Genomic DNA, 20599 nt, shown 5'->3' on the forward strand with positions numbered 1-20599 from the left:
GGGTTACTACCCATGCTGCCGATAAGTTTGCTAAAGTAGCGGTAAAAGCCCCACTTGAATATATAAAAGAACCAACATTTAATCCTTATAGCTCAATGGGTGCAGGGCAACTGTGGTCTATTAAGGGGCGGCTGAAATATGTCCAATTGCCAACAGAAGGTAAAATTAGATTTGTTCCACCAGAAGATTATATTCCTAATTCGCCTTTACGTAGAGGTATAAATAAAGGCTATATAGATAAGTTTGGTAACGAATGGACAAAAGGGCCTTCCAGAACTCAAGGACAACCTTTTGAATGGGATGTCCAACTTTCATCACAAGGTAAAGCTCAACTAGGCTGGGCGAGTAGAGATGGTAAACACTTAAATGTTTCACTTGATGGGAAAATTACACATAAATGATAAATAAAATAGATTTTTTTCAAGAAGTTAAAATAGTATCTTCTAAAGGTCGCCCAGAATTCATTGGTAGGAATGGTGTTATTGTTGGAATAAGCGAAGAAGACGGTATACTTTATGGTTATGCTGCCAGAGTTGATGGCTACGAATATGTTGTATGTTTTGAGCCTGATGAACTTGAACCAACAGGAAAGAAATTTAAACGCGAAGATTTTTATTAAGATTAAGTGTAATAGCCTGATGTATTAAGGACTAGCCGGTCACTCAATTGCTATTGAGTGACCGCTATTATAGTGCCTATCTTCCTAATACAGATTCCCTATCACAAGATAGGGAACTCTTTAGCACTTACTCTCAATCTTGGTTATATAACGCCCTGCCCGCCAGGGAAAAAGGTGCCCTGATAGCCAAAGAAGCGGTAGAATCTGCCGGTTTACTCATTCTTAACCAAAAGTCTCTTGGCACGATGGATACGGACGATTTATCAGTTAATTACAATGACCACCTAGATGAAAGGCTAAAAAAATATTTAACTTTATTGTGTGATACTACTGAGTTGCTAGCCAATACAACGAAAGTACAATGGACTGAAATAAACAGGGCCATTGAATACGGAAAGAATCAAGGTGTTAAGGTAATAGTGACACAGGTGAAACGATGATGTTTAACAAAGATCAAGATTATTGGGCTAGTTGCTACAGCACTAATGAATTTTTACTTATTGAGACTTACTCCGGTCTTGGTAAAACTCGTAGAGACCCAATTTATAATCTTTATATATTGTCTCTTGATGCCGATGATAAATGTATTGGTAAGGATGTTTTACGCGCGTTATTAAATAGTAGAACATTAACGTCTCTTGATGAACGTGTGACTTTTTTTGATCTCGAAAAAGGTAAACAACAATATGTTATCTGGATAGCAATGTTGATGGAAAAATATGGCTATATTTTTTTAAATAAAACAGGATGTGGGGAAAATGAAACTTATTGCGTTTTCCCAGATTTAAAAGATCCTGAATCCATCGGCTTTGAGTATGTAAAACTAGCAATACTTCTTGAACAATAGAATCGAGTAGATGTGAAATGTATTTTTTAATCTTAACTTAGTTTATTTACAATCATTTAAAATATACCATAATAATCTTAAAAATAAAGAAATTAACTACTTTCACTGCCAAGAATTATGGAAATAACTCACATCCAGCCAATAAGATGCCCAATTATTATGGGCACCTTATTGATAATATTAAGCCAGCTCTGTCATCACTAACTTAGCTATTTCGAAATAAATAATCAGACCGGTACCATCAATAAACGTGGCAATAAAAGGCGCAGATACAACAGCCGGATCAATAGAAAGCCTTTTCAATACCATCGGAATAATGGAAGAAACAATAGCACTCCAGACGGTAATCGCAATGATGGTCAAACTGACAACAATTGTTACCTCAATGCCTACACCTAATATCCAGGCACGGATAAGCGCGGCAAAACCAATTGTTACAGCCACTAAAAATGAAGCGGAAACCTCTTTACGTAACACTGCCCATAAATTACGTAAACTCACTTCCCCCAATGCCATCGCTCTGATTAATGTTGAGGTAATCTGTGTACCACTGTTGCCCCCGGTTCCGATTAATAACGGAATGAAAAATGCCAGAGAAATTGCTGCTTCCAGTTGATCTTCAAAAGCTTTAAGTACCGCGCTGGTGTAAGCTTCCGCAACAAATAACAGCAATAACCAACCAACCCGCTTACGCCATAATGTTATCGGGCTGGTGCTGAGATAAGGTTCATCCAAAGGTAAGGTTGCCCCTTGCAAATGAGCATCTAATGTATTTTCATCTTCGATCAATTCAGCAATATCCTGTGGTCGCAGTACTCCCACTAATTTGCCAAAATGAATAACCGGTACACTATCCATGCCACTGTGATTTATCAAACTATGAACATCATGACGCGGCTGTTCCGGTGATACGGAAAAATAACTTTGCCTCATAATATCTGATACAAATAAATCATCGGCTACCGTCAATAACACCTTCACCGGTAATATGCCATTCAGATAACCTTCATCATCAATAACATATAAATAGGTTGGGATCTGTTCTCCTTCAAGCTGATCAATCAGATTGCTTTTTACCGATAAAACAGAGTCAGCAACAGATACAGAAATAAAACATTGGCTCATATATGCACTGACAGTTGCATCTTCATTTTTCAATTGATGTTTCTGCTGTTGATCAGCGTTTTTTTCATTAATGGAATGATTAGCTATAGCTAATACATCCACTTTTTCATGGGATGTGACTTTCATGATGTTAGTCCCTATTACTGTTGTGAACTTCAAACAGTACTCACATAGGGGCGAAACCAGATGAGAGAATGCAACAGCTATCTCCACGTCTCAGTTTTAGCACTATACAACGTATCCTGAATTCTCAGAAAGTTACATGGGGATACACCTTGGTTCGATATATCCTGTCCTAATCTTGGGCGTCTCTCGACGTCGTCAGATCAGCAACCTGTGTTTGTATAGGAGCCTCGCCTAACGAGATACTGCACTTAGAATGCGGCACAGATTATAAGTAAAAATCAAAATAATTCAAGATTGATAGTTAGCTTGTTTAGGTTTCATTTAATTCACTGGCGATAATAAAAAACGGCATAGATTTTCACCTTTTGCCGTTTAATACAAATAATCCCATGAAGGAATTATTTATTTTCTGATTTTGATTTCTTAGCTTCAATTCCTTCAGCTTCAGTAATCAGTTGGTCAGCCGTTTTACCATCCAAGGATTTATAAAATTTTCGTTTCAATTCTTTTATGTCGCCATTAGCCCCTGATTTCGCCAAGTCATTAAAATCAATGCTATTAAACATAGCTGCCTGAATTGATTCATCAAACTTAGCTTTTTTATCACCTGGCAGCGCATCTCTTACCTTCTCAATGGACATTTTCAACGCAATTTCATTAGAAGCATCAATTCTAGGTTGGTTATCACAGCCCGCTAATACAAATCCGAACAAACAAATTGCTAACAACTTTTTCATATTCACCCCCGCAGAATATCAAACAAGGGAATAATAACAGAAGCCGAAACAATAAACCGTTTATAATTAGCTAAACGGATAAAGAATAGGAATAAAATGAAAATTTTTATTTATTCTATTCCAAAACAATTTCTCCTTGCCAGAACTCCCTGACAACGATTTATCAAGCTGTCAAAATATCTTGTAAGTCAGCGGCTTCAGCTGTTTTACCACACATCCCTTGCGCGTAAGCACACCCATTACCCGCAGGAGTTCGCTACAACTTAACCTTTGTTTGATCTGGCGCAACGTCGAAAAGCAGAGGTATTTTAAGGCAGGAGCATAAGTTGACCGGATAGAAAATATCACTTAATTGATTGTTATTATTGCAAAAATAAAATATTGTTTACCATAGATACTAAAACCATTTGATTAATATAAATTGTTATCATTATCATTCCGGGTTTAACATTAACAGATTTGGACCAATCAGATGAGATCATACCTGCGTTTATTGCCTTACTTAACTATTCTAATCAAAGGAGAAATAATGTCAGTCATCCACCGTACTGCAAAATATTTTCTGACGGCCATATTGATACTATTGCCTTTTTTTGCTCAGGCAAAAGAAATTATCGTCAAGGATGTCGCCGGCCGGGAGGTTAAGGTTGATGCACCGGTCAGTCGGGTTATGCTGGCTGACAGTCGGGTATTGATTGCTTTGAATATTCTTCATCCTGATAATCCGCTTAAAGGTATTATCGCTTGGGATAATGCACTAGAAATCAAATCGCCAGACTTGGCAACCGCTTATGAGAAAGACTTCCCGCAGTTACGAAATATTCCCGTCTTTCCTAACCCTTATCAAAGCGATTTCAGTGTTGAAAAAGCTCTGACTTATAAACCCGATCTGGTTATTTTTGATATTGGCCTCCAAGCCAAACTCAATGATAGCAGAACCATTACTTTACTTGAGAAAGCCGGTGTTCCCGTTATCTTTATCGATTTCCGGCAATATCCACTGGCAAATACTGTTCCCAGTATGACGTTACTTGGGAAAGTATTCGGCGAGGAAGAAAACGCACAAAAATTTATTGCTTTCTATCAGGAGAGGATGAAAACAATTAATGAACGAATTGGTACGCTGGGCAAAGAACAGCGGCCTCCTGTGTTTATCGAACGCCATGCAGGAATGTTTGGCGCGGAGCATTGCTGTAAAACTTTCGGTAATGGCAATTTTGGTGAATTTGTTACTGCCGCAGGGGGTGATAATCTCGGTGCCCGTTGGTTCCCAGCTATGGGTGGAGAGGTAAACGAAGAACAATTAATCGTCAGCAATCCTGAATTTTATCTGATGACCGCCGCAGATTGGGACCAAGTTCGCCCTGAAAGCCTTTCAGTGCCATTGGGTTATACCGGCAATCTAAAACAGTCACAGGAACGGCTGGAAAAACTGCTGATACGACCAAAACTGAACGTATTAAGAGCATTCCGCGAAAAGCGGGTAATCGCACTGTATCACCAATATTACGATACGCCGTTTAACATTATTGCCGTTGAAGTTATAGCGAAATTCCTGCACCCGAATCTATTCGAAGATATCGATCCACAAGCCGACAGTTTATATCTGCATAAAACCTTTACCGCCCTTGATGGTAGCGGAGTATTCTGGGTCACAGCAAAATAAGATTTCCTTTCAATCCGTTGGAGTATTCCAGCGGATATTTAATTTCACTGTTTATTTATAATTTCCGTTCGTGAATATGCATGATATTTTATATAACATGCTAATAGACATCCATTATTTTGTACTCTACTATACTGGTGCTAGAAATATAAAATATGACAAGATAAACTTGGTTAGACAATAAATATAAAGTACACGAATATTCACACACTGAAACCATATTAAGAGGCTATCTTAATAGCGTTATTAATAATCATGGTAAATAAAATAACCTAATGAAATAGATTCTAATTATCACTATATTCTTAAACCAAAGTAACCGGAGTATGTTAATGAAACGATTACATGATATTGAGAAAGAGATGTGGCCTGTTGAATCCTATAAAATGCTTATCGATGGGCAATGGGTCGATAGTGTATCCAAAGAAACAGCTAAAAGTTTTAACCCGTCAACAGGAGAATTGTTGGCTAAATATGTATCCGGTAATGCCGAGGATGTTGATCTTGCTGTCAGTGCCGCGAAAAAAGCGTTTCCCACTTGGAGTCAAACCTCCGCAATCGAAAGACAATCCGTTTTACTGAAAATAGCTGACTTGCTGGAAGCAGAACAAGAACGTTTTGCTATTCTTGAATCGCTAGATACCGGCAAGCCACTAAATGAGTCCCGGAATATGGATATCCCTGCCTCCATTGACCATTTCCGCTATTTTGCCGGTGTGATCCGTGCCCATACCGATGAAGCTTCAGTTCTCGATAGTAATACACTCAGCCTGGTGATCCGTGAACCCATTGGTGTTGTCGGACAGGTCATTCCCTGGAATTTCCCGTTATTGATGGCAGCATGGAAACTGGCTCCGGCTCTTGCGTCGGGTAACACCATTGTGATTAATCCAGCAACAATGACCCCCATCACACTGCTTGAACTGGGTCGGATACTGAATAAAGTCCTGCCAGCTGGGGTGGTCAATATTGTTACCGGTCGGGGATCTGTCGTCGGTCAAGCTATTCTGGACCATGAAGATGTCGAAAAAGTGGCATTCACGGGTTCCACCAGAGTAGGTTATACCGTAGCCGAAGCTGCGGCCAAAAAGCTTATCCCTGCCACATTGGAACTTGGTGGTAAATCAGCCAATATTATTTTCCCTGATGCCAATATGAAAAAAGCCGTAAAATATGCGGCCAAAGCTATTTTGCTAAATCAAGGGCAAGCGTGTGAATCAGGTTCCCGGTTATTCCTGCATAAAGATATTCATGATGAATTCCTCAACTCCCTAAAAGCAGAATTTGAATCTGTCCGGGTTGGTGACCCACTGGAAAAAGAAACACAGATGGGAAGCCAGGTCAGCCAGGAACAAATGGAAAAAATTCTCAGCTATGTCGATATTGCGAAAAAAGAGGGTGCAACTATCCTGACGGGTGGCAAACGGATTACTGGCGAAGGTTATGATGATGGTTTCTTTATTCAACCAACTATCATTACCGATGTGGCTAATGAAATGCAGGTAGCACGCGAAGAAATTTTTGGCCCTGTATTGACCGTCATTCCATTCAGTGAAGAAGAAGAGGTGATCAGAATGGCAAATGATTCTGATTATGGCTTGGCTGGCGCTGTCTGGACACAGGATATCGACCGCGCATTACGTGTAGCCAAAGCTGTCAGAACGGGTCGTATGTGGGTGAATACTTACCATGAGCTGCCAGCTCATGCGCCATTTGGCGGCTACAAAAAATCGGGTCTTGGAAGAGAGACACACAAAATGATGCTGGATTCTTACACTCAGGTTAAGAGCATCTACATCAAAACCAGTGAAGAATAATGTCAATCAGTGATTAGTGATTTAAAAAAGCTTTCCAATTTGGCAGGCTCAGACCGCCGACCAACCTCATTCAGAATAATGAGGTTGGTTTTTTTCATGACCTCACGGATAGTGGTGGTATATTATCTAATGATCACAGAAATCATTAGATAATGATTACCTACAATACCAATTGATGGATGTATCGTGTTCTTTTTATGTATCTCTATTACTATATTCGTTTCATATTTTTCCATAAATATATATAAATATCTCTATAAAATAGAGTCGGAAATTATTTCATAAAAAAGTAAAATGAAAAAAAAGGGCTGCCATGCAGCCCATAATTCTAATCATAAATATAGATTGCTGTAATGTTAGATCAATCTCCTTTACTTATAGATAACTTTAATCCTCCATCTGACGAATGCACAATGAGCCATCCTTTTAATCTATATCCTCAGCACTAGCCGCAACATTATCAATCGGAGATATTTGTAAAGGCAAAGAAATACCTGGATTTACAGTATGTAAATAAATACATTTTTCTTGTATGTCTTGGCCCAGTGATCTAACCCCGGTCTTTTTATTAGTTACGATGATGGCAACATTGGCCAGTCAATTTCCGATGCTTTTAATGTATCAACCCGGCTAAGTATCACCCGATATTTTTTCCATTCTTTAAGTAAGAACATTTCTTCATTTGTTGCCATATCAAGCTCTACCGCATCAACAAGCGGCGCTATTTTTTCATTTGCAAGGGATAACAATTGAGTTTTTTGGATTTCCGCTATAGATATTAATTCTTCTTTCGTTGCTGGAGGAATATCTGCCCAGCAAGGAAGGCCATCTTCCCCAGCGGAAAGTATTTTTCCTTCTGGTGGTGTTCCAGAAAATTGACTAAATGTGTTATCAGTGACAAAGATAGGATCGGTTGGCCATGAACCTGCTTCAATGTAATCCTGTTGTAATAGTATTGGATAAAATGTTTTATTTAATGCGCTAAATACATAGTTTTTATCATTCATAATAACCTGCCAATTGTAATTTTATAATTAAAATATTTTCTTAAATTAATATCCTATTGCCCTAAAATATGTATAAACATTAGGAGCATGATGGGTAGAACTTCTGTAACATTTGAACTGGCTCTGATTTACTACGGATGCCCCAAATATTCCTGCCGCTTGAGGGTCCCAATCATTGTGAGTTAACGTGATATTAAAACATTTATTTGGGAATGGTATTGGAAAGTTATTCAGGTATCCTCCATTAGGATTTCCACCTAAAGAAACCATTGCTATTCCCCACATTTCAATTAAACCCGAAGGCAATTTTTGCCAGCCGGACTGATTTAAGCTTGCGGTGAAAAATGACATATCTGGCAGCTGGTTAATTCTATTGTTAATGTTATTATTTATATCTGAGACAAGTTTCTGAGTTGCAGCCAGTGTATTACTATTGCCAACTACATCCGTAAGCTGAACGACACCTTTTTGTGTTAATGAGGCATCGGGATTTTTTGTTTTAATTTTTTGTTCTAATGCTCTATTGAATTGGGCGGTGAGCTTGGCTATATCTCCATCATCCAAAACATCATTACCAGATTGTGTCGCAATGAAATCAGCGACGACAGAGGATATTGTGGACGACTGACGTAATGCTTTATTTAACACATGAGTGGTAATACCCTCTGGTGGAAATCCAGTTTGTAAACTTGGACTTACTTCGTATAGTTGTTGACTCACTATATTCGCATTATTACTAATAGAAAACGCTTTAAAATCATTCTTGGAGCTCATATATTTCCCTTAAATAATAGTATTTTATGATCAACACATTGGATTATTGTAAAAATGATTTTTGGAAATTCAAATCAATCATAGTTTAGTTCGTAAGGAGAATAAGGAAATATTATTCTGGCTTATAAGGTTAACTCTTTTTATATGATTAGGGCGAATGGGTAGTTTAATATTTTAGAATTGAAAATATATCTAAGCCATTTGACAATATTTTTATTTTTATTCTTGTTTAATAAGAATAATATAATGCACTATTGATATTTTAGTGATTCTTGATGTTGAGTGGATAAAAAATGCCAGAATAAATAAAGTGATTAAGACTGGGCGTTACATTAATCCCAGTCTTTTTATTAGTTACGCTAATGGCAAAATCGGCCAGTCAATTTCGGATGCATTTGATGTATCAACCCGGCTAAGTATCACCCGATATTTTTTCCATTCTTTAAGTAAGAATATTTCTTCATTTGTTGCCATATCAAGCTCTACCGCATCAACAAGCGGCGCTATTTTTTCATTTGCAAGAGATAACAATTGAGTTTTTTGGATTTCCGCTATAGATATTAACTCCTTTTTCGTTGCTGGGGGAATATCTGCCCAGCAAGGAAGGTTATCTTCACCAGCGGAAAGTATTTTTCCTTCTGGTGGTGTTCTAGAAAATTGACTAAATGTGTTATCAGTAACGAAGATAGGATCGGTTGGCCATGAGTCTGCTTCACGGTAATCCTGTTGTAATGATATTGGATAAAATGCTTTATTTAATGCACTAAATACATAGTTTTTATCATTCATATTAATACCCTATTGCTCTATAAAATGCTGCTACAGGAATTTGTAAATTTGCAATACTGCTAAAACATTGGAATTGGGCATTATTGACCGTCATTATTGAAAATGTGCCAGCATGCTGAGGGGCGTTACCAACGTGAGTTAATGTGACGTTGAGACATTTATTCGGAAATGGGATTGGAAAGTTATTTAAAGCACCGGGTTCAGCATAAGCATTGCCTTTAACTGATGCTATTCCCCACATCTCAATTAAACCTGAAGGCAATTTTTGCCAGCCGACCTGATCCAGGCTGGCGGTGAAAAACGACATATCAGGTACCTGATTTTCTTTATTTCCTACCGTTATTTTTGTGGTATCTGTTAAACCAAGGTTCTTTACAAACGCAGCCTTATCTGGAATGTCTGCGCCGTTTTGGTCTTTTGCCAGTCGATTATTGGCATTATTATTTACATCGGAAACCAGTTTCTGAGTTGCTGCGAGTGTATTACTTTCGCCTGTTTGGTCAGTGAGTTGAATAATGCCTTTTTGTGTTAATGAGGCATCGGGAACTTCTGTTGTGTTATTTTGTTCCAAGGCTTCCTTGAATTGGGTGGTGAGTTTGTCTATATCCCCTGCTGGAAACTCAGTTTGCAAATTTTGCTCTTTTTCATATTTTTCTTGATTTACTACATTTGCATTATCATTAATAGAAAAAGCCTTAAAATCATTTTTTTGACTCATGTATTATCCTTAAAGTTTAGGGCTATTAACGTCAGTCATAGTTTAATTTGGAAAAATAATAATGAAATACTATTCTGACTTATAAGGTTAACTATTTTTATATAATTGGTGGTGTTGGTTGGTTGAATTTTTATCAATCTAAATTGATGGGGTATTGCATTACTTTTATGCAAATCTATAGCTATAATTATTTTAATGTTTTTTTTATAAATATATATAAATCCAACGATTAAGACCGGGTGTTATGCTAACCCCGGTCTCGTTATTAGTTACGATGATGGTAGAATCGGTCAATCAATTTCCGGCGCTTTTGAAATATCAACCCGGTTAAGTATTACTCGGTATTTTTTCCATTCTTTAAGCTATAGGATAAAATGCTTTATTTAATGCACTAAATATATAGTTTTTGTCATTCATAATTATTCACCAAATATATAATTAAACAATCACAATGTTTCGATTTTTTCAAATTAATATCCTATGGCCTTAAAATATGCTCCAATAGGTGGAACATGATTAGTAGGACTTCTATAACATCGGAACTGACTTTGATTTACGACATGTACTGAACATATTCCGGCATCTTGGGGATTATAACCAGCGTGAGTTAACGTAATATTAAAACATTCGTTCGGAAATGGTATTGGGAAATTATTTAGATACCCAGCCTCGATAGAGCCATTGCCGTCAACTAGTACAAATCCCCACATTTCAATTAAACCCGAAGGTAATTTTTGCCAACCGGTCTGTTTCAGGTTTACGCTGAAAGACGACATATCTGGAATTTGATTAACCCCAGTTCCCACCTCCCGTTTCGCTGCTTCTTTTAAGCCTATATTTTTCAAAAATACATTTTTATCAGGAATATCTGCACCGTTTTGTGCCTTTTCCAATGCGTAATTGGAAATTTTAGTTATAAATTTTTGTTCTAATGCTCTATTTAATTGAGCCGTGAGTTTTGCTATATCACCATCATCCAGAACATCATCGCCAGATTGTGTCGCAATAAAATTAGCCACAACAGAGGATATGGTTGATGATTGACGTAGCGCCTTATTTAAAACATGAATGATAATGCCTTCTGGTGGAAATCCATTATACAAACTCAGACTATCTTCATATCTTTCTTGACTCACTACATTCGCATTATTACCAGTAGAGAAAGCTTTAAAATCATTTTTTGGGCTCATATATACTCCTTAAATTAAGTAATGTACTTCATAAGAAACATATTAAATTATTGTGGAAATAATTTCTCACCACTAATGTCAATTATAGTCTGGTTTGGGGTAAATGATGAAATATTCTTTTGGCTTAGGAGGTTAACTATTTATGTGTGATTTGTAGTGATAAGTATTTTAATGTTTTTAAATTAAAAATATATCTAAATTAAATATTATCATTATGTTATGAATAATTTTATGTTTTAGTGTTGTGACAAGTTGTTTATTTTGACAAATGTGTTTTAGCTATTTTAGGTGTGTGATCTTGGGTGAGGATATTTTTGTTCCCAATCAGATAAATTAATTTCTTTAAGTAAGTATAATTTTCTATTGTGTTTTTTAATAGCATTATTATTAAAATTACTTTATTGAGTGTTTATATGATTGTGTTAATTTTGCACTTCGATATTTCTGCGTGAATAATGTTCTTAATAGTCGAATCCGCCAAATGTTATTTAAAGATAATATAAGATGCAGCTATGGCGAATATATCAAATAGTTTCGGGTATATGTTACCTGTATAATGATAAGAAAATATATCTGGAAAATAGGTAAAATAAATCGTTATAATTATCCCTGATGTAATCAAGTGAGATACGGCAGTGACTGAAATATATAGTGATGAATATTGGATGCGGAAGGCTATGGAACGAGCAATAAAAGCATGGGAGCAGGGGGAAATACCTGTTGGCGCTGTATTGGTCGCTGATAATCAAATCCTTGCGGAAGGTTGGAATCAATCTATTATTGCGCATGATCCTATTGCTCATGCAGAAATTATTGCATTACGAAAAGGGGGAGGGAAGTTACAAAATTATCGTCTGTTGAATACTACCTTATATGTCACCCTTGAGCCTTGTATTATGTGTGCTGGCGCTATGGTACATAGCCGTATCCAGCGACTGGTTTATGGTGCCAGCGATATGAAAACGGGTGCTGCCGGTTCTTTGATCGATATATTGCGTCATCCGGGTATGAATCATCAGATTGAAATTACAAGCGGCGTACTTGTTGAAGAGTGTTCCACGATGTTGAGTGCTTTTTTCAAACAACGTCGGGAACAACATAAAGCGTTAAAAGCCGCCAGAAAACAGCAGGAAGAAAATCAACAAAAATTGTTGATTAAGAGTCTATTGGGATAGCAGTTAATTGTTTATTTTTGTTTTTTCTTCCTGAGAAATTAATTTCTTCCGGTTTTCTTTGGCCTGTAAATAGCCGACTAAACTAAGCTGATAACGGCGGATATTTTCGACATAGCGATAAGCCTCATGCCCACGGGCGTATCCATAGGTGGTATTGGTGTAGTATTTTTTCTGGCTTAACAGGGGGATTCGGGCTTTGACATCAAGCCAGCTATTGGGATTCCCTTTCTGTGATGCCGTTAGTTTACGGGCATCCAGCATATGACCATAGCCCATATTATAAGCAGCCAGTGCAAACCAGATTCGCTCATCTTTAGGGATATTTTCAGGCAGTCGTTTCATTAGGTTTTGCAAATAGATTGCGCCTCCCCTAATACTTTCTTCTGGATCAAGGCGGTCAATAACACCTAATCCTTTAGCCGTCGGGCTGGTTAACATCATCAGGCCACGAACCCCGGTGGGAGAGGTTGCCTGCGGGTCCCAATGAGACTCTTGCCAGGCAATGGCAGCCAGGAGTTGCCAGCTGATTTCGCCGGAGTATTTCTCAAACAGAGGTTGATAAGTAGGCAGAATATGATCAATTGCACTGAGAAAAGAGAGTGTATCGAAATAATCAAATGAGCCGACATGACCAAAATATTTCTCTTCCAACCGTGGCATCACATCTTCTTCCGTCATCTGGCTGAAAAAATCCAGCATGGCGGCATAAAGGCTGTAATCATCAATACGCTTTAAATACCACGTCAGAGGATTATCTTCACTGATATCAAAAGCAATAGCTAAATTAGGGTGAGTACGCTGTTGCAACGCGACATTGATAGAGTCGCCCAAGGTGTAATCCAGTTTGCCTTCTGATACCAGTTCCAGTAATTCCCGAGTGTTGTATTGCTGTGTCTCATCCCATTCAAGTTCTGGGTAAGACTCTTCTTTTATCTTTTTCAGCGTATTGACATGAGCTGAACCGGAAGTGACCAGCAATTTTCCTTTCAAGTCCTTAAAAGAGCGGGGACGTGGAGTCCCTTTGCGGTAAATCAGTTGTTGAGAAACAGAATAGTAAGCTGGACCAGTGCGGGTTTGCTCCAGTCTCTCCTCATTATAGGTAAGACCGGCAGCCAAAAAATCAGCGTCACCCTTTTCCAGATCGTCAAATAACTGGTTGAAATTTTTTCTGAATTTGATTTCCAATTTAACGCCAAGATAATCAGCAAAGCGTTTCGCCAACTCGTAATCAAATCCATTTGGTTCTTTTTTACTTGTAAGATGAATCAGAGGTGAGCTGATTGTGCTGATCCGTAGCTCTCCCCTGGTCACGATCCTGTTAATCTGCTCCTGCTGTTTATTCGGCCAACTGATGTTCAGACTGATAATTGCGGCAGAAAAAAGAGCGATAACAATGATAACGAAATAATTTATTTTTATATTATTCAAATGGTTATCTCTGTATAGCGCGGTGTGGTGCGATGTAAAAACGCGTTATATTATCATGGCTAAATTTCCAGTGATTGAGCATTTTGCGGAACAAAAACTTGCGACGCAACTTAATTGATACCATTTGCATAACCTGGCGCTAAAATAATTAGCATTAATAATCGTCACGCAAACGGTTTCGTCACTGGTCGCAATCCTCTATAATGTGCCCGTTTCCCCCTGAGGCATCAGTCAGGCTTTGCTTCTAAGATGAGAGAATGTATTACTATGGAAATTCTGCGTGGTTCACCCGCTTTATCGGTATTTCGTATCACCAAGCTCCTTTCTGTGTGTCAGGAACAGCAACTTCCGATCAATGATATTTATGCGGAATATGTTCATTTCGCAGAAATTAATGCAACTTTGAGTGATGTTGATTTAGCAAAATTACAACGATTATTAAAATATGGACCTTCTCTGGCTGAACACGAACCACAAGGTACATTACTGTTAGTGACTCCTCGTCCGGGAACCATTTCCCCGTGGTCTTCGAAAGCAACCGATATTGCTCACAATTGTGGTCTGTCTCAGGTTGTACGTTTGGAGCGTGGTCTAGCTTACTACGTTCAGTGTGATGAAATGAGTGAGGCACAATGGCAAACGTTATCGGCGTTGTTGCATGACCGGATGATGGAAGCGGTTTTTACGCAACTGCAACAGGCGGAGAAATTATTTTCTCATCAGCAACCCGCTCCGTTAAAACGCATTGATATTCTGCAAACAGGGCGTAGTGCGTTAGAGAAAGCCAATATTGAACTTGGGTTGGCGTTGGCCCCGGATGAGATTGATTATCTGATGGAGGCTTTCCAGAAACTGGAGCGTAATCCAACCGATATTGAGCTTTATATGTTTGCTCAGGCTAATTCAGAGCATTGTCGCCATAAAATATTTAATGCTGACTGGATTATTGATGGTCAGGAGCAGCCAAAATCACTGTTCAAAATGATTAAAAATACCTATGAGCAGACACCTGATTATGTCCTGTCAGCTTATAAAGATAACGCCGCTGTCATGGAAGGGTCTGCTGTTGGCCGTTTCTTTCCCCGTGCGGAAGACGGTTCATATGATTATCATCAGGAGCAGGCCCATATTCTGATGAAAGTTGAAACTCATAATCACCCAACTGCAATTTCCCCGTGGCCGGGGGCATCGACAGGTTCTGGTGGAGAAATCCGTGATGAAGGCGCGACGGGTCGTGGGGCCAAGCCAAAAGCCGGGCTGGTAGGATTTTCGGTATCTAATCTGCGGATACCGGGTTTTGAACAGCCGTGGGAAGAGGATTTCGGTAAACCGGATCGTATCGTCAGCGCTTTGGATATCATGACTGAAGGCCCTCTGGGCGGCGCTGCATTTAATAACGAATTTGGCCGTCCGGCGCTGTTGGGTTATTTTCGTACCTATGAAGAAAAAGTAAGCAGCCATAACGGCAGTGAATTACGTGGCTACCACAAACCCATCATGCTGGCGGGTGGGATGGGGAATATCCGTGATGAGCACGTCAAAAAGGGTGAAATTTCTGTTGGCGCTAAATTAATTGTACTTGGCGGCCCGTCTATGAATATTGGTTTGGGCGGTGGTGCGGCATCTTCTATGGCATCTGGTCAATCTGATGCTGATCTGGATTTTGCTTCTGTTCAACGCGATAACCCGGAAATGGAACGTCGTTGTCAGGAGGTGATTGATCGCTGTTGGCAATTGGGTGAAAACAATCCGATTCTGTTCATTCATGATGTCGGTGCGGGTGGGCTCTCTAATGCTATGCCTGAGCTGGTCAGTGATGGGGGTCGCGGTGGACGGTTTGAACTACGTAAAATTCTTAATGATGAACCGGGAATGAGTCCACTGGAAGTTTGGTGTAATGAATCTCAGGAGCGTTATGTACTGGCTGTTGCGCCAGAACAGCTTCCTCTGTTTGAAGAGATTTGCCGGCGTGAGCGGGCACCTTATGCCGTTATCGGCGAGGCAACAGAAGAGCGTCATTTACTGCTGAATGATGAACACTTTGATAACCAGCCAATTAATATGCCGCTGGATGTGCTGCTGGGTAAAACGCCAAAAATGTTGCGTAATGTCAGTACATTAAAAGCCAGTGGTGAAAACCTTGAGCGCCGGGATATCAATCTGGCGGAAGCTGTTAAGCGCATTATGCACTTGCCAGCTGTGGCGGAAAAAACATTCCTGATAACGATAGGCGATCGCACAGTGACTGGCATGGTTTCCCGTGATCAGATGGTTGGTCCGTGGCAGATCCCGGTGGCAGATTGTGCTGTTACTACTGCCAGCCTTGATAGCTACTATGGCGAAGCAATGTCTATGGGTGAACGAGCGCCAATCGCTCTGCTGGATTTTTCCGCTTCTGCCCGTATGGCTGTTGGTGAAGCGCTAACGAATATCGCTTCTGCTTATGTTCAGGATTTGAAACGTATCAAGCTTTCAGCTAACTGGATGTCTGCTGCGGGTCATCCTGGCGAGGATGCCGGTTTGTATGCGGCAGTTAAAGCTGTGGGTGAAGAGCTGTGTCCTGCTCTGGGGTTGACTATTCCAGTGGGTAAAGATTCCATGTCGATGAAAACCTGCTGGAATGATCAAGGTGAAGAGCATGAAATGACGTCACCTTTGTCGCTGGTGATTACCGCCTTCGCCAGAGTGGAAGATGTGCGTCGTACAGTCACGCCAGAGCTTGCCACTGATGACGATAATGCGTTGTTGTTAATCGATTTGGGACAAGGGAAGAACACCTTGGGTGGCACCGCGTTGGCACAGGTTTACCGCCAGCTTGGTAACAAGACTGCTGATGTACGTAGTGCCGAACAATTGGCTGGATTTTTCAATGCGGTTCAGCAACTGATTGCAGAACAGAAATTACTGGCCTATCACGACCGTTCTGATGGTGGCTTGCTGGTAACCCTAGCTGAAATGGCTTTTGCCGGTCATTGTGGCATTGAAGCTGATATCAGTGTGTTTGATGAAGATATTCTGGCTGCACTGTTTACGGAAGAGTTGGGTGCTGTAGTTCAGATCCGTTCATCTGATAGAGCATTTGTTGAAAACCTGCTGGCAGAACATGGATTGGCTGATTGCGTGCATTATTTGGGTAAGGCCAAAGTGGGTGATGATTTTGTCATCTTTAGCGGCAATACCGAAGTATATCGTCAGAATCGCAGTACTCTGCGTCTATGGTGGGCCGAAACTACATGGCAAATGCAGCGTCTGCGTGATAATCCGGAGTGTGCAGATCAGGAGCATCAGGCTAAACGGGATAATCAAGATCCTGGACTGAATATAAAACTGACTTTTGATATTTCAGAAGATATTGCCGCGCCTTACATTTTGCAGCGGGTAAGGCCGAAAGTGGCTGTTCTGCGTGAGCAGGGTGTTAACTCCCATGTTGAAATGGCCGCTGCCTTCCACCGGGCGGGTTTTGCAGCTATTGATGTACATATGAGTGATTTGCTGTCTGGACGTATCGGATTGGAACAGTTCCAGACATTGGTCGCTTGTGGCGGCTTCTCTTATGGTGACGTGCTGGGTGCTGGTGAAGGTTGGGCGAAATCAATTCTGTTCAATGAACGTGTTCGTGATAAGTTTGCGGCTTTCTTTACACGGCCTGATACTCTGGCGCTTGGTGTTTGTAATGGTTGCCAGATGATGTCTAACCTGCGGGAGTTAATCCCAGGTGCGGAACATTGGCCGCGTTTTGTCCGTAACCGCTCAGAACGTTTTGAGGCTCGTTTCAGTTTGGTGGAAATTACGGACAGTCCGTCACTCTTCCTGAAAGATATGGTGGGTTCACGTATGCCGATTGCTGTTTCTCATGGTGAAGGGCAAGTGGAATTCCGCGATAGCCAGCATCTTAAGATGCTTGAAAGTAACCGGTTAGTGGCTTTGCGTTACGTGAATAACTATGGTCAGGTCACGGAAAATTATCCAGCTAACCCAAATGGTTCAGTGAATGGTATTACCGCAGTCACCAGCGTTGATGGGCGGGCAACTGTGATGATGCCGCATCCAGAAAGGGTATCCCGCACTGTGAATAACTCTTGGCATCCAGAGGAGTGGAGCGAAGATGGTCCGTGGATGCGGATTTTCCGTAATGCCCGTAAGCAGTTAGGGTAGTATTGCTGTGTAAGTAAATTGTGTCCGGCGGTTTTTAACAAAAACCGCCATAAATCTTAGCTTTTTGCCAAGCTTTGCAGACCATCTCGCAGCTCATTAGATGACACTATCCGCCCAGCTTTCACGTCTTTTTCAGCAAAGGATAGCAAGCGCAGCAATGCCATTTGTTCTTGCTGCATTTCAAACTTTTTTTTAAACGCAGGAATTGTTGTAATCCGCGAATTTTGAATTTGATACATATTTTCTTCCGATATAGAGACTTTTTTGTTTTTGTCCGCAATGACATGATACTAGTGCTAATTATTCAAATGTGAAAGTCTTGTACCGGAAATTCTTAGGAATTCAGGCCCTGTTTCGCCATTGTCTCAATTAGCCGACAAACGCCCATTATGAGCGTCTCAAAAAGGAGACATTTAATTATATGATTTATATCTATTTTTATTTTCATGATTTCAGGTGTCTGTAATTGGCGACAGAAAACAAATTTTATTTATGCCAGAAACAAGGTATTTTGTAGCTGAAACGTTAAGTTTTTTATTTTTAATAATAAAATCAATTTATTATGATTTTAATTTTAATGTTGGCACGGAGACTGCATTAGGTTAGCGCAGTTGCTCATTCAACTTCTTATGTCGGTCCACAACAAGGTGGAGATATCCACATAAACTATCGAATGATGCCAGAGTAAGGTGCCTACCGTCCAACTCAGTGATATCGCTTTCGGGCCTTATCAAACATCGGGCGACACGTGGAGTGAGGCACCAACCTATGTTTGACTGTAGATAAACAGCAGGCATGCGTTATCCTCACTGGCGGGGTAGTAGCAAAAACGACTATCCCGCCATCATAATTCCAGGTTTCTGCCTGCGCCATTGTTGATCGTTTGCATCTTAACTATTTATCAGTAGCAGCAAAATTTACCCGCCGATGGGTTTTTCTATCTGCCCTTTGTCGGTTAGCATAAGTGTACTGGCAGGTTGTGAGATGATTTCCTTGAAAAAATGGCGTTTGTTTCCGCGCTCATTGCGCCAATTAGTTGTCATGGCCTTCTGGCTGGTGTTATTGCCGCTATTGGTTTTGGCTTATCAGGCTTACCAAAGTCTTGATCAGCTCAGTGAAAAAGCGGCTGATATAAACCGTACCACGTTGGCAGATGCCCGCCGCAGTGAGGCGATGACGGGGATTGCGCTGGAGATGGAACGCAGTTACCGTCAATATTGTGTGTTGGGGGATAAAACGCTGGAAAATCTCTACCAAAGGCAATATCGGCAATACGCTAAGATGTTGAAAGAGCAGATGGCGATACTTGATGATCAGCAACATATCAAGACGCTTGACAACTTACTGCTGCAATTAACAAAAATCACTTGTCTCAATAGTGAACCCACCGAACCCGCCGCCCAGCTGCTTGAACAATTCTCTGATGCCAATAGTCAGATGGTACAGGCCACCCGTGATGTTATTTTCAGCCGGGGAGAACAGCTACAGAGAGATATTGCTGATAAAGGCCAATTTTTTGGCTGGCAGAGCCTCATTTTGTTTCTACTTAGCGCGTTACTGGTTGCGTTATTTACCCGCATGATTATCGGGCCGGTTAAAGGTATTGAACGAATGATTAACCGACTGGGCGAAGGGCAATCATTGGGGGTTCGTATAGATTCTTTTCCTGGGCCAAGAGAGCTTCGTTCCCTGGCGCAGCGGATTGTCTGGCTCAGTGAACGCTTGGCCTGGCTGGAATCACAGCGCCATGAGTTTTTACGTCATATCTCTCATGAGCTGAAAACGCCGCTGGCAAGTATGCGGGAAGGGACAGAATTATTGGCGGATGAAGTTGCAGGCCCATTAACGGCTGATCAGCAAGAAGTGGTTGCGATTCTTGATAATAGTAGTAAACATTTACAGCAATTGATCGAGCAATTACTGGATTATAACCGTAAACTGGCAGATAGCCCGACGGAACAACAGCAGGTTTCTTTACGGGAAATTGTTGATGAAGTGGTTTTATCACACAGTTTACCGGCGAGATCAAAGAATATTCAGACAGGAATTCAGCTTAATATTGATATTTGTTGGGCAGAGCCGACGCTATTAATGCGGGTTATTGATAATCTCTACTCCAATGCGGTGCACTATGGCGCTGAATCCGGTAACATCTGGGTTTCAGGTCGTCAGATTGGCAAATGTGTTCAAATTGATGTTGCCAATACAGGTACACCAATTCCTGAATCAGAACGTAGTATGATTTTTGAACCGTTCTACCAGGGAACGCTCCAGCGCAAAGGCGCAGTGAAAGGCAGCGGTCTTGGGCTCAGTATTGCGCAGGATTGTATTAAGCGTATGGGGGGCGAACTGTTATTAATTCAGAGCGAATTTGCTGACGTCTGTTTTCGTATTGAATTGCCATTAACTGCTGAGAATGAATAAAT

18 protein-coding genes, 2 pseudogenes and 1 riboswitch are annotated in these 20599 nt (G+C 40.4%); of the genes and pseudogenes, 9 read left to right on the top strand and 11 right to left on the bottom strand.

Features of this window, described 5'->3' with window-relative positions:
• From C5471_RS01455 to C5471_RS01470, 4 genes are all read left to right on the top strand, one after another.
• Nucleotides 1-401, top strand: a 401-nt coding sequence (locus C5471_RS01455; protein WP_207627109.1) for a polymorphic toxin type 17 domain-containing protein, incomplete at its 5' end; no start/stop codon positions are given.
• Entirely contained in the window at nt 398-619 is a 222-nt protein-coding gene (locus C5471_RS01460; RefSeq protein ID WP_133814853.1) for an Imm31 family immunity protein, read from the top strand. The genes C5471_RS01455 and C5471_RS01460, both read left to right, overlap by 4 nt.
• 53 nt (nt 620-672) lie before the next feature.
• The gene (locus tag C5471_RS01465; protein WP_133814854.1) at nt 673-1059 is read left to right on the top strand and encodes an endonuclease toxin domain-containing protein; all 387 of its coding nucleotides are present in this window, start codon (nt 673-675) and stop codon (nt 1057-1059) included.
• Nucleotides 1056-1466: a contact-dependent growth inhibition system immunity protein gene (locus tag C5471_RS01470; RefSeq protein WP_133814855.1), complete on the top strand. Its 411-nt coding sequence runs from the start codon at nt 1056-1058 to the stop codon at nt 1464-1466. The genes C5471_RS01465 and C5471_RS01470 overlap by 4 nt, the downstream gene beginning before the upstream one ends.
• A gap of 180 nt (nt 1467-1646) precedes the next feature.
• Here C5471_RS01470 and C5471_RS01475 read toward each other — a convergent pair whose 3' ends face one another.
• The 3 genes and pseudogenes from C5471_RS01475 to C5471_RS24150 all read right to left on the bottom strand — a co-directional run.
• The gene (locus tag C5471_RS01475) at nt 1647-2717 is read right to left on the bottom strand and encodes a magnesium transporter (protein WP_133814856.1); all 1071 of its coding nucleotides are present in this window, start codon (nt 2715-2717) and stop codon (nt 1647-1649) included.
• A gap of 74 nt (nt 2718-2791) precedes the next feature.
• Nucleotides 2792-2963: riboswitch (M-box (ykoK) riboswitch) on the bottom strand.
• Between the two features lie 152 nt (nt 2964-3115).
• On the bottom strand, nt 3116-3454 hold the full coding sequence (locus C5471_RS01480; protein WP_133814857.1) for a DUF6694 family lipoprotein: 339 nt from the start codon (nt 3452-3454) through the stop codon (nt 3116-3118).
• A 166-nt stretch (nt 3455-3620) separates the two neighbouring features.
• Nucleotides 3621-3710, bottom strand: a pseudogene (locus C5471_RS24150) (hypothetical protein); the annotation flags it as partial.
• 273 nt (nt 3711-3983) lie between these two features.
• Here C5471_RS24150 and C5471_RS01485 point away from each other — a divergent pair.
• Nucleotides 3984-5120, top strand: coding sequence for an ABC transporter substrate-binding protein (locus tag C5471_RS01485; protein ID WP_133814858.1), 1137 nt, complete (start codon nt 3984-3986; stop codon nt 5118-5120).
• Between the two features lie 332 nt (nt 5121-5452).
• Nucleotides 5453-6937 (top strand): aldehyde dehydrogenase family protein, encoded by a 1485-nt coding sequence (locus C5471_RS01490; RefSeq protein WP_133814859.1) that lies wholly within the window; start codon nt 5453-5455, stop codon nt 6935-6937.
• A gap of 572 nt (nt 6938-7509) precedes the next feature.
• Here C5471_RS01490 and C5471_RS01495 read toward each other — a convergent pair.
• The 6 genes and pseudogenes from C5471_RS01495 to C5471_RS01520 form a co-directional block, all read right to left on the bottom strand.
• The gene (locus C5471_RS01495; protein ID WP_133814860.1) at nt 7510-7944 is read right to left on the bottom strand and encodes a tail fiber assembly protein; all 435 of its coding nucleotides are present in this window, start codon (nt 7942-7944) and stop codon (nt 7510-7512) included.
• Between the two features lie 45 nt (nt 7945-7989).
• The gene (locus tag C5471_RS01500; RefSeq protein WP_133814861.1) at nt 7990-8718 is read right to left on the bottom strand and encodes a phage tail protein; all 729 of its coding nucleotides are present in this window, start codon (nt 8716-8718) and stop codon (nt 7990-7992) included.
• Nucleotides 8719-9072: 354 nt separating this feature from the next.
• Nucleotides 9073-9507, bottom strand: coding sequence for a tail fiber assembly protein (locus C5471_RS01505; RefSeq protein WP_133814862.1), 435 nt, complete (start codon nt 9505-9507; stop codon nt 9073-9075).
• Nucleotide 9508: 1 nt separating this feature from the next.
• Nucleotides 9509-10225, bottom strand: a complete 717-nt coding sequence (locus C5471_RS01510; RefSeq protein WP_133814863.1) for a phage tail protein — start codon at nt 10223-10225, stop codon at nt 9509-9511.
• A gap of 290 nt (nt 10226-10515) precedes the next feature.
• Nucleotides 10516-10581: pseudogene (locus tag C5471_RS25195) on the bottom strand (tail fiber assembly protein); the annotation flags it as partial.
• A gap of 114 nt (nt 10582-10695) precedes the next feature.
• Nucleotides 10696-11415 (bottom strand): gp53-like domain-containing protein, encoded by a 720-nt coding sequence (locus tag C5471_RS01520; RefSeq protein WP_133814864.1) that lies wholly within the window; start codon nt 11413-11415, stop codon nt 10696-10698.
• 635 nt (nt 11416-12050) lie between these two features.
• Here C5471_RS01520 and tadA point away from each other — a divergent pair.
• Entirely contained in the window at nt 12051-12590 is a 540-nt protein-coding gene (tadA, locus tag C5471_RS01525; RefSeq protein ID WP_133814865.1) for a tRNA adenosine(34) deaminase TadA, read from the top strand.
• A 3-nt stretch (nt 12591-12593) separates the two neighbouring features.
• On the opposite strand, the gene mltF is transcribed toward tadA, so the two are convergent.
• Nucleotides 12594-14018, bottom strand: a complete 1425-nt coding sequence (gene mltF, locus C5471_RS01530) for a membrane-bound lytic murein transglycosylase MltF (RefSeq protein WP_133814866.1) — start codon at nt 14016-14018, stop codon at nt 12594-12596.
• Nucleotides 14019-14285: 267 nt separating this feature from the next.
• Between mltF and purL the strand changes: the two genes are divergently transcribed.
• A complete protein-coding gene (gene purL, locus C5471_RS01535) occupies nt 14286-18173 on the top strand; it encodes a phosphoribosylformylglycinamidine synthase (protein ID WP_133815007.1) in 3888 nt (1295 codons plus the stop codon).
• Nucleotides 18174-18229: 56 nt separating this feature from the next.
• Here purL and C5471_RS01540 read toward each other — a convergent pair whose 3' ends face one another.
• A complete protein-coding gene (locus C5471_RS01540) occupies nt 18230-18412 on the bottom strand; it encodes a hypothetical protein (RefSeq protein WP_133814867.1) in 183 nt (60 codons plus the stop codon).
• Nucleotides 18413-19157: 745 nt separating this feature from the next.
• Between C5471_RS01540 and C5471_RS01545 the strand changes: the two genes are divergently transcribed.
• Nucleotides 19158-20597 (top strand): sensor histidine kinase, encoded by a 1440-nt coding sequence (locus C5471_RS01545; RefSeq protein ID WP_166295566.1) that lies wholly within the window; start codon nt 19158-19160, stop codon nt 20595-20597.
• Nucleotides 20598-20599 lie beyond the last annotated feature (2 nt).

The organism is Photorhabdus tasmaniensis (assembly GCF_011189505.1).
Lineage (GTDB): Bacteria > Pseudomonadota > Gammaproteobacteria > Enterobacterales > Enterobacteriaceae > Photorhabdus > Photorhabdus tasmaniensis.

Bases quoted from the DNA above. Each gene is read 5' to 3' on its own strand.
- C5471_RS01495 (WP_133814860.1), bottom strand. From the start codon at position 7,944: ATGAATGATAAAAACTATGTATTTAGCGCATTAAATAAAACATTTTAT.
- C5471_RS01520 (WP_133814864.1), bottom strand. From the start codon at position 11,415: ATGAGCCCAAAAAATGATTTTAAAGCTTTCTCTACTGGTAATAATGCG.
- C5471_RS01490 (WP_133814859.1), top strand. From the start codon at position 5,453: ATGAAACGATTACATGATATTGAGAAAGAGATGTGGCCTGTTGAATCC.
- C5471_RS01475 (WP_133814856.1), bottom strand. From the start codon at position 2,717: ATGAAAGTCACATCCCATGAAAAAGTGGATGTATTAGCTATAGCTAAT.
- C5471_RS01510 (WP_133814863.1), bottom strand. From the start codon at position 10,225: ATGAGTCAAAAAAATGATTTTAAGGCTTTTTCTATTAATGATAATGCA.
- C5471_RS01540 (WP_133814867.1), bottom strand. From the start codon at position 18,412: ATGTATCAAATTCAAAATTCGCGGATTACAACAATTCCTGCGTTTAAA.
- C5471_RS01500 (WP_133814861.1), bottom strand. From the start codon at position 8,718: ATGAGCTCCAAGAATGATTTTAAAGCGTTTTCTATTAGTAATAATGCG.
- C5471_RS01480 (WP_133814857.1), bottom strand. From the start codon at position 3,454: ATGAAAAAGTTGTTAGCAATTTGTTTGTTCGGATTTGTATTAGCGGGC.
- C5471_RS01470 (WP_133814855.1), top strand. From the start codon at position 1,056: ATGATGTTTAACAAAGATCAAGATTATTGGGCTAGTTGCTACAGCACT.
- C5471_RS01545 (WP_166295566.1), top strand. From the start codon at position 19,158: ATGATTTCCTTGAAAAAATGGCGTTTGTTTCCGCGCTCATTGCGCCAA.
- C5471_RS01460 (WP_133814853.1), top strand. From the start codon at position 398: ATGATAAATAAAATAGATTTTTTTCAAGAAGTTAAAATAGTATCTTCT.
- purL (WP_133815007.1), top strand. From the start codon at position 14,286: ATGGAAATTCTGCGTGGTTCACCCGCTTTATCGGTATTTCGTATCACC.
- C5471_RS01485 (WP_133814858.1), top strand. From the start codon at position 3,984: ATGTCAGTCATCCACCGTACTGCAAAATATTTTCTGACGGCCATATTG.
- C5471_RS01505 (WP_133814862.1), bottom strand. From the start codon at position 9,507: ATGAATGATAAAAACTATGTATTTAGTGCATTAAATAAAGCATTTTAT.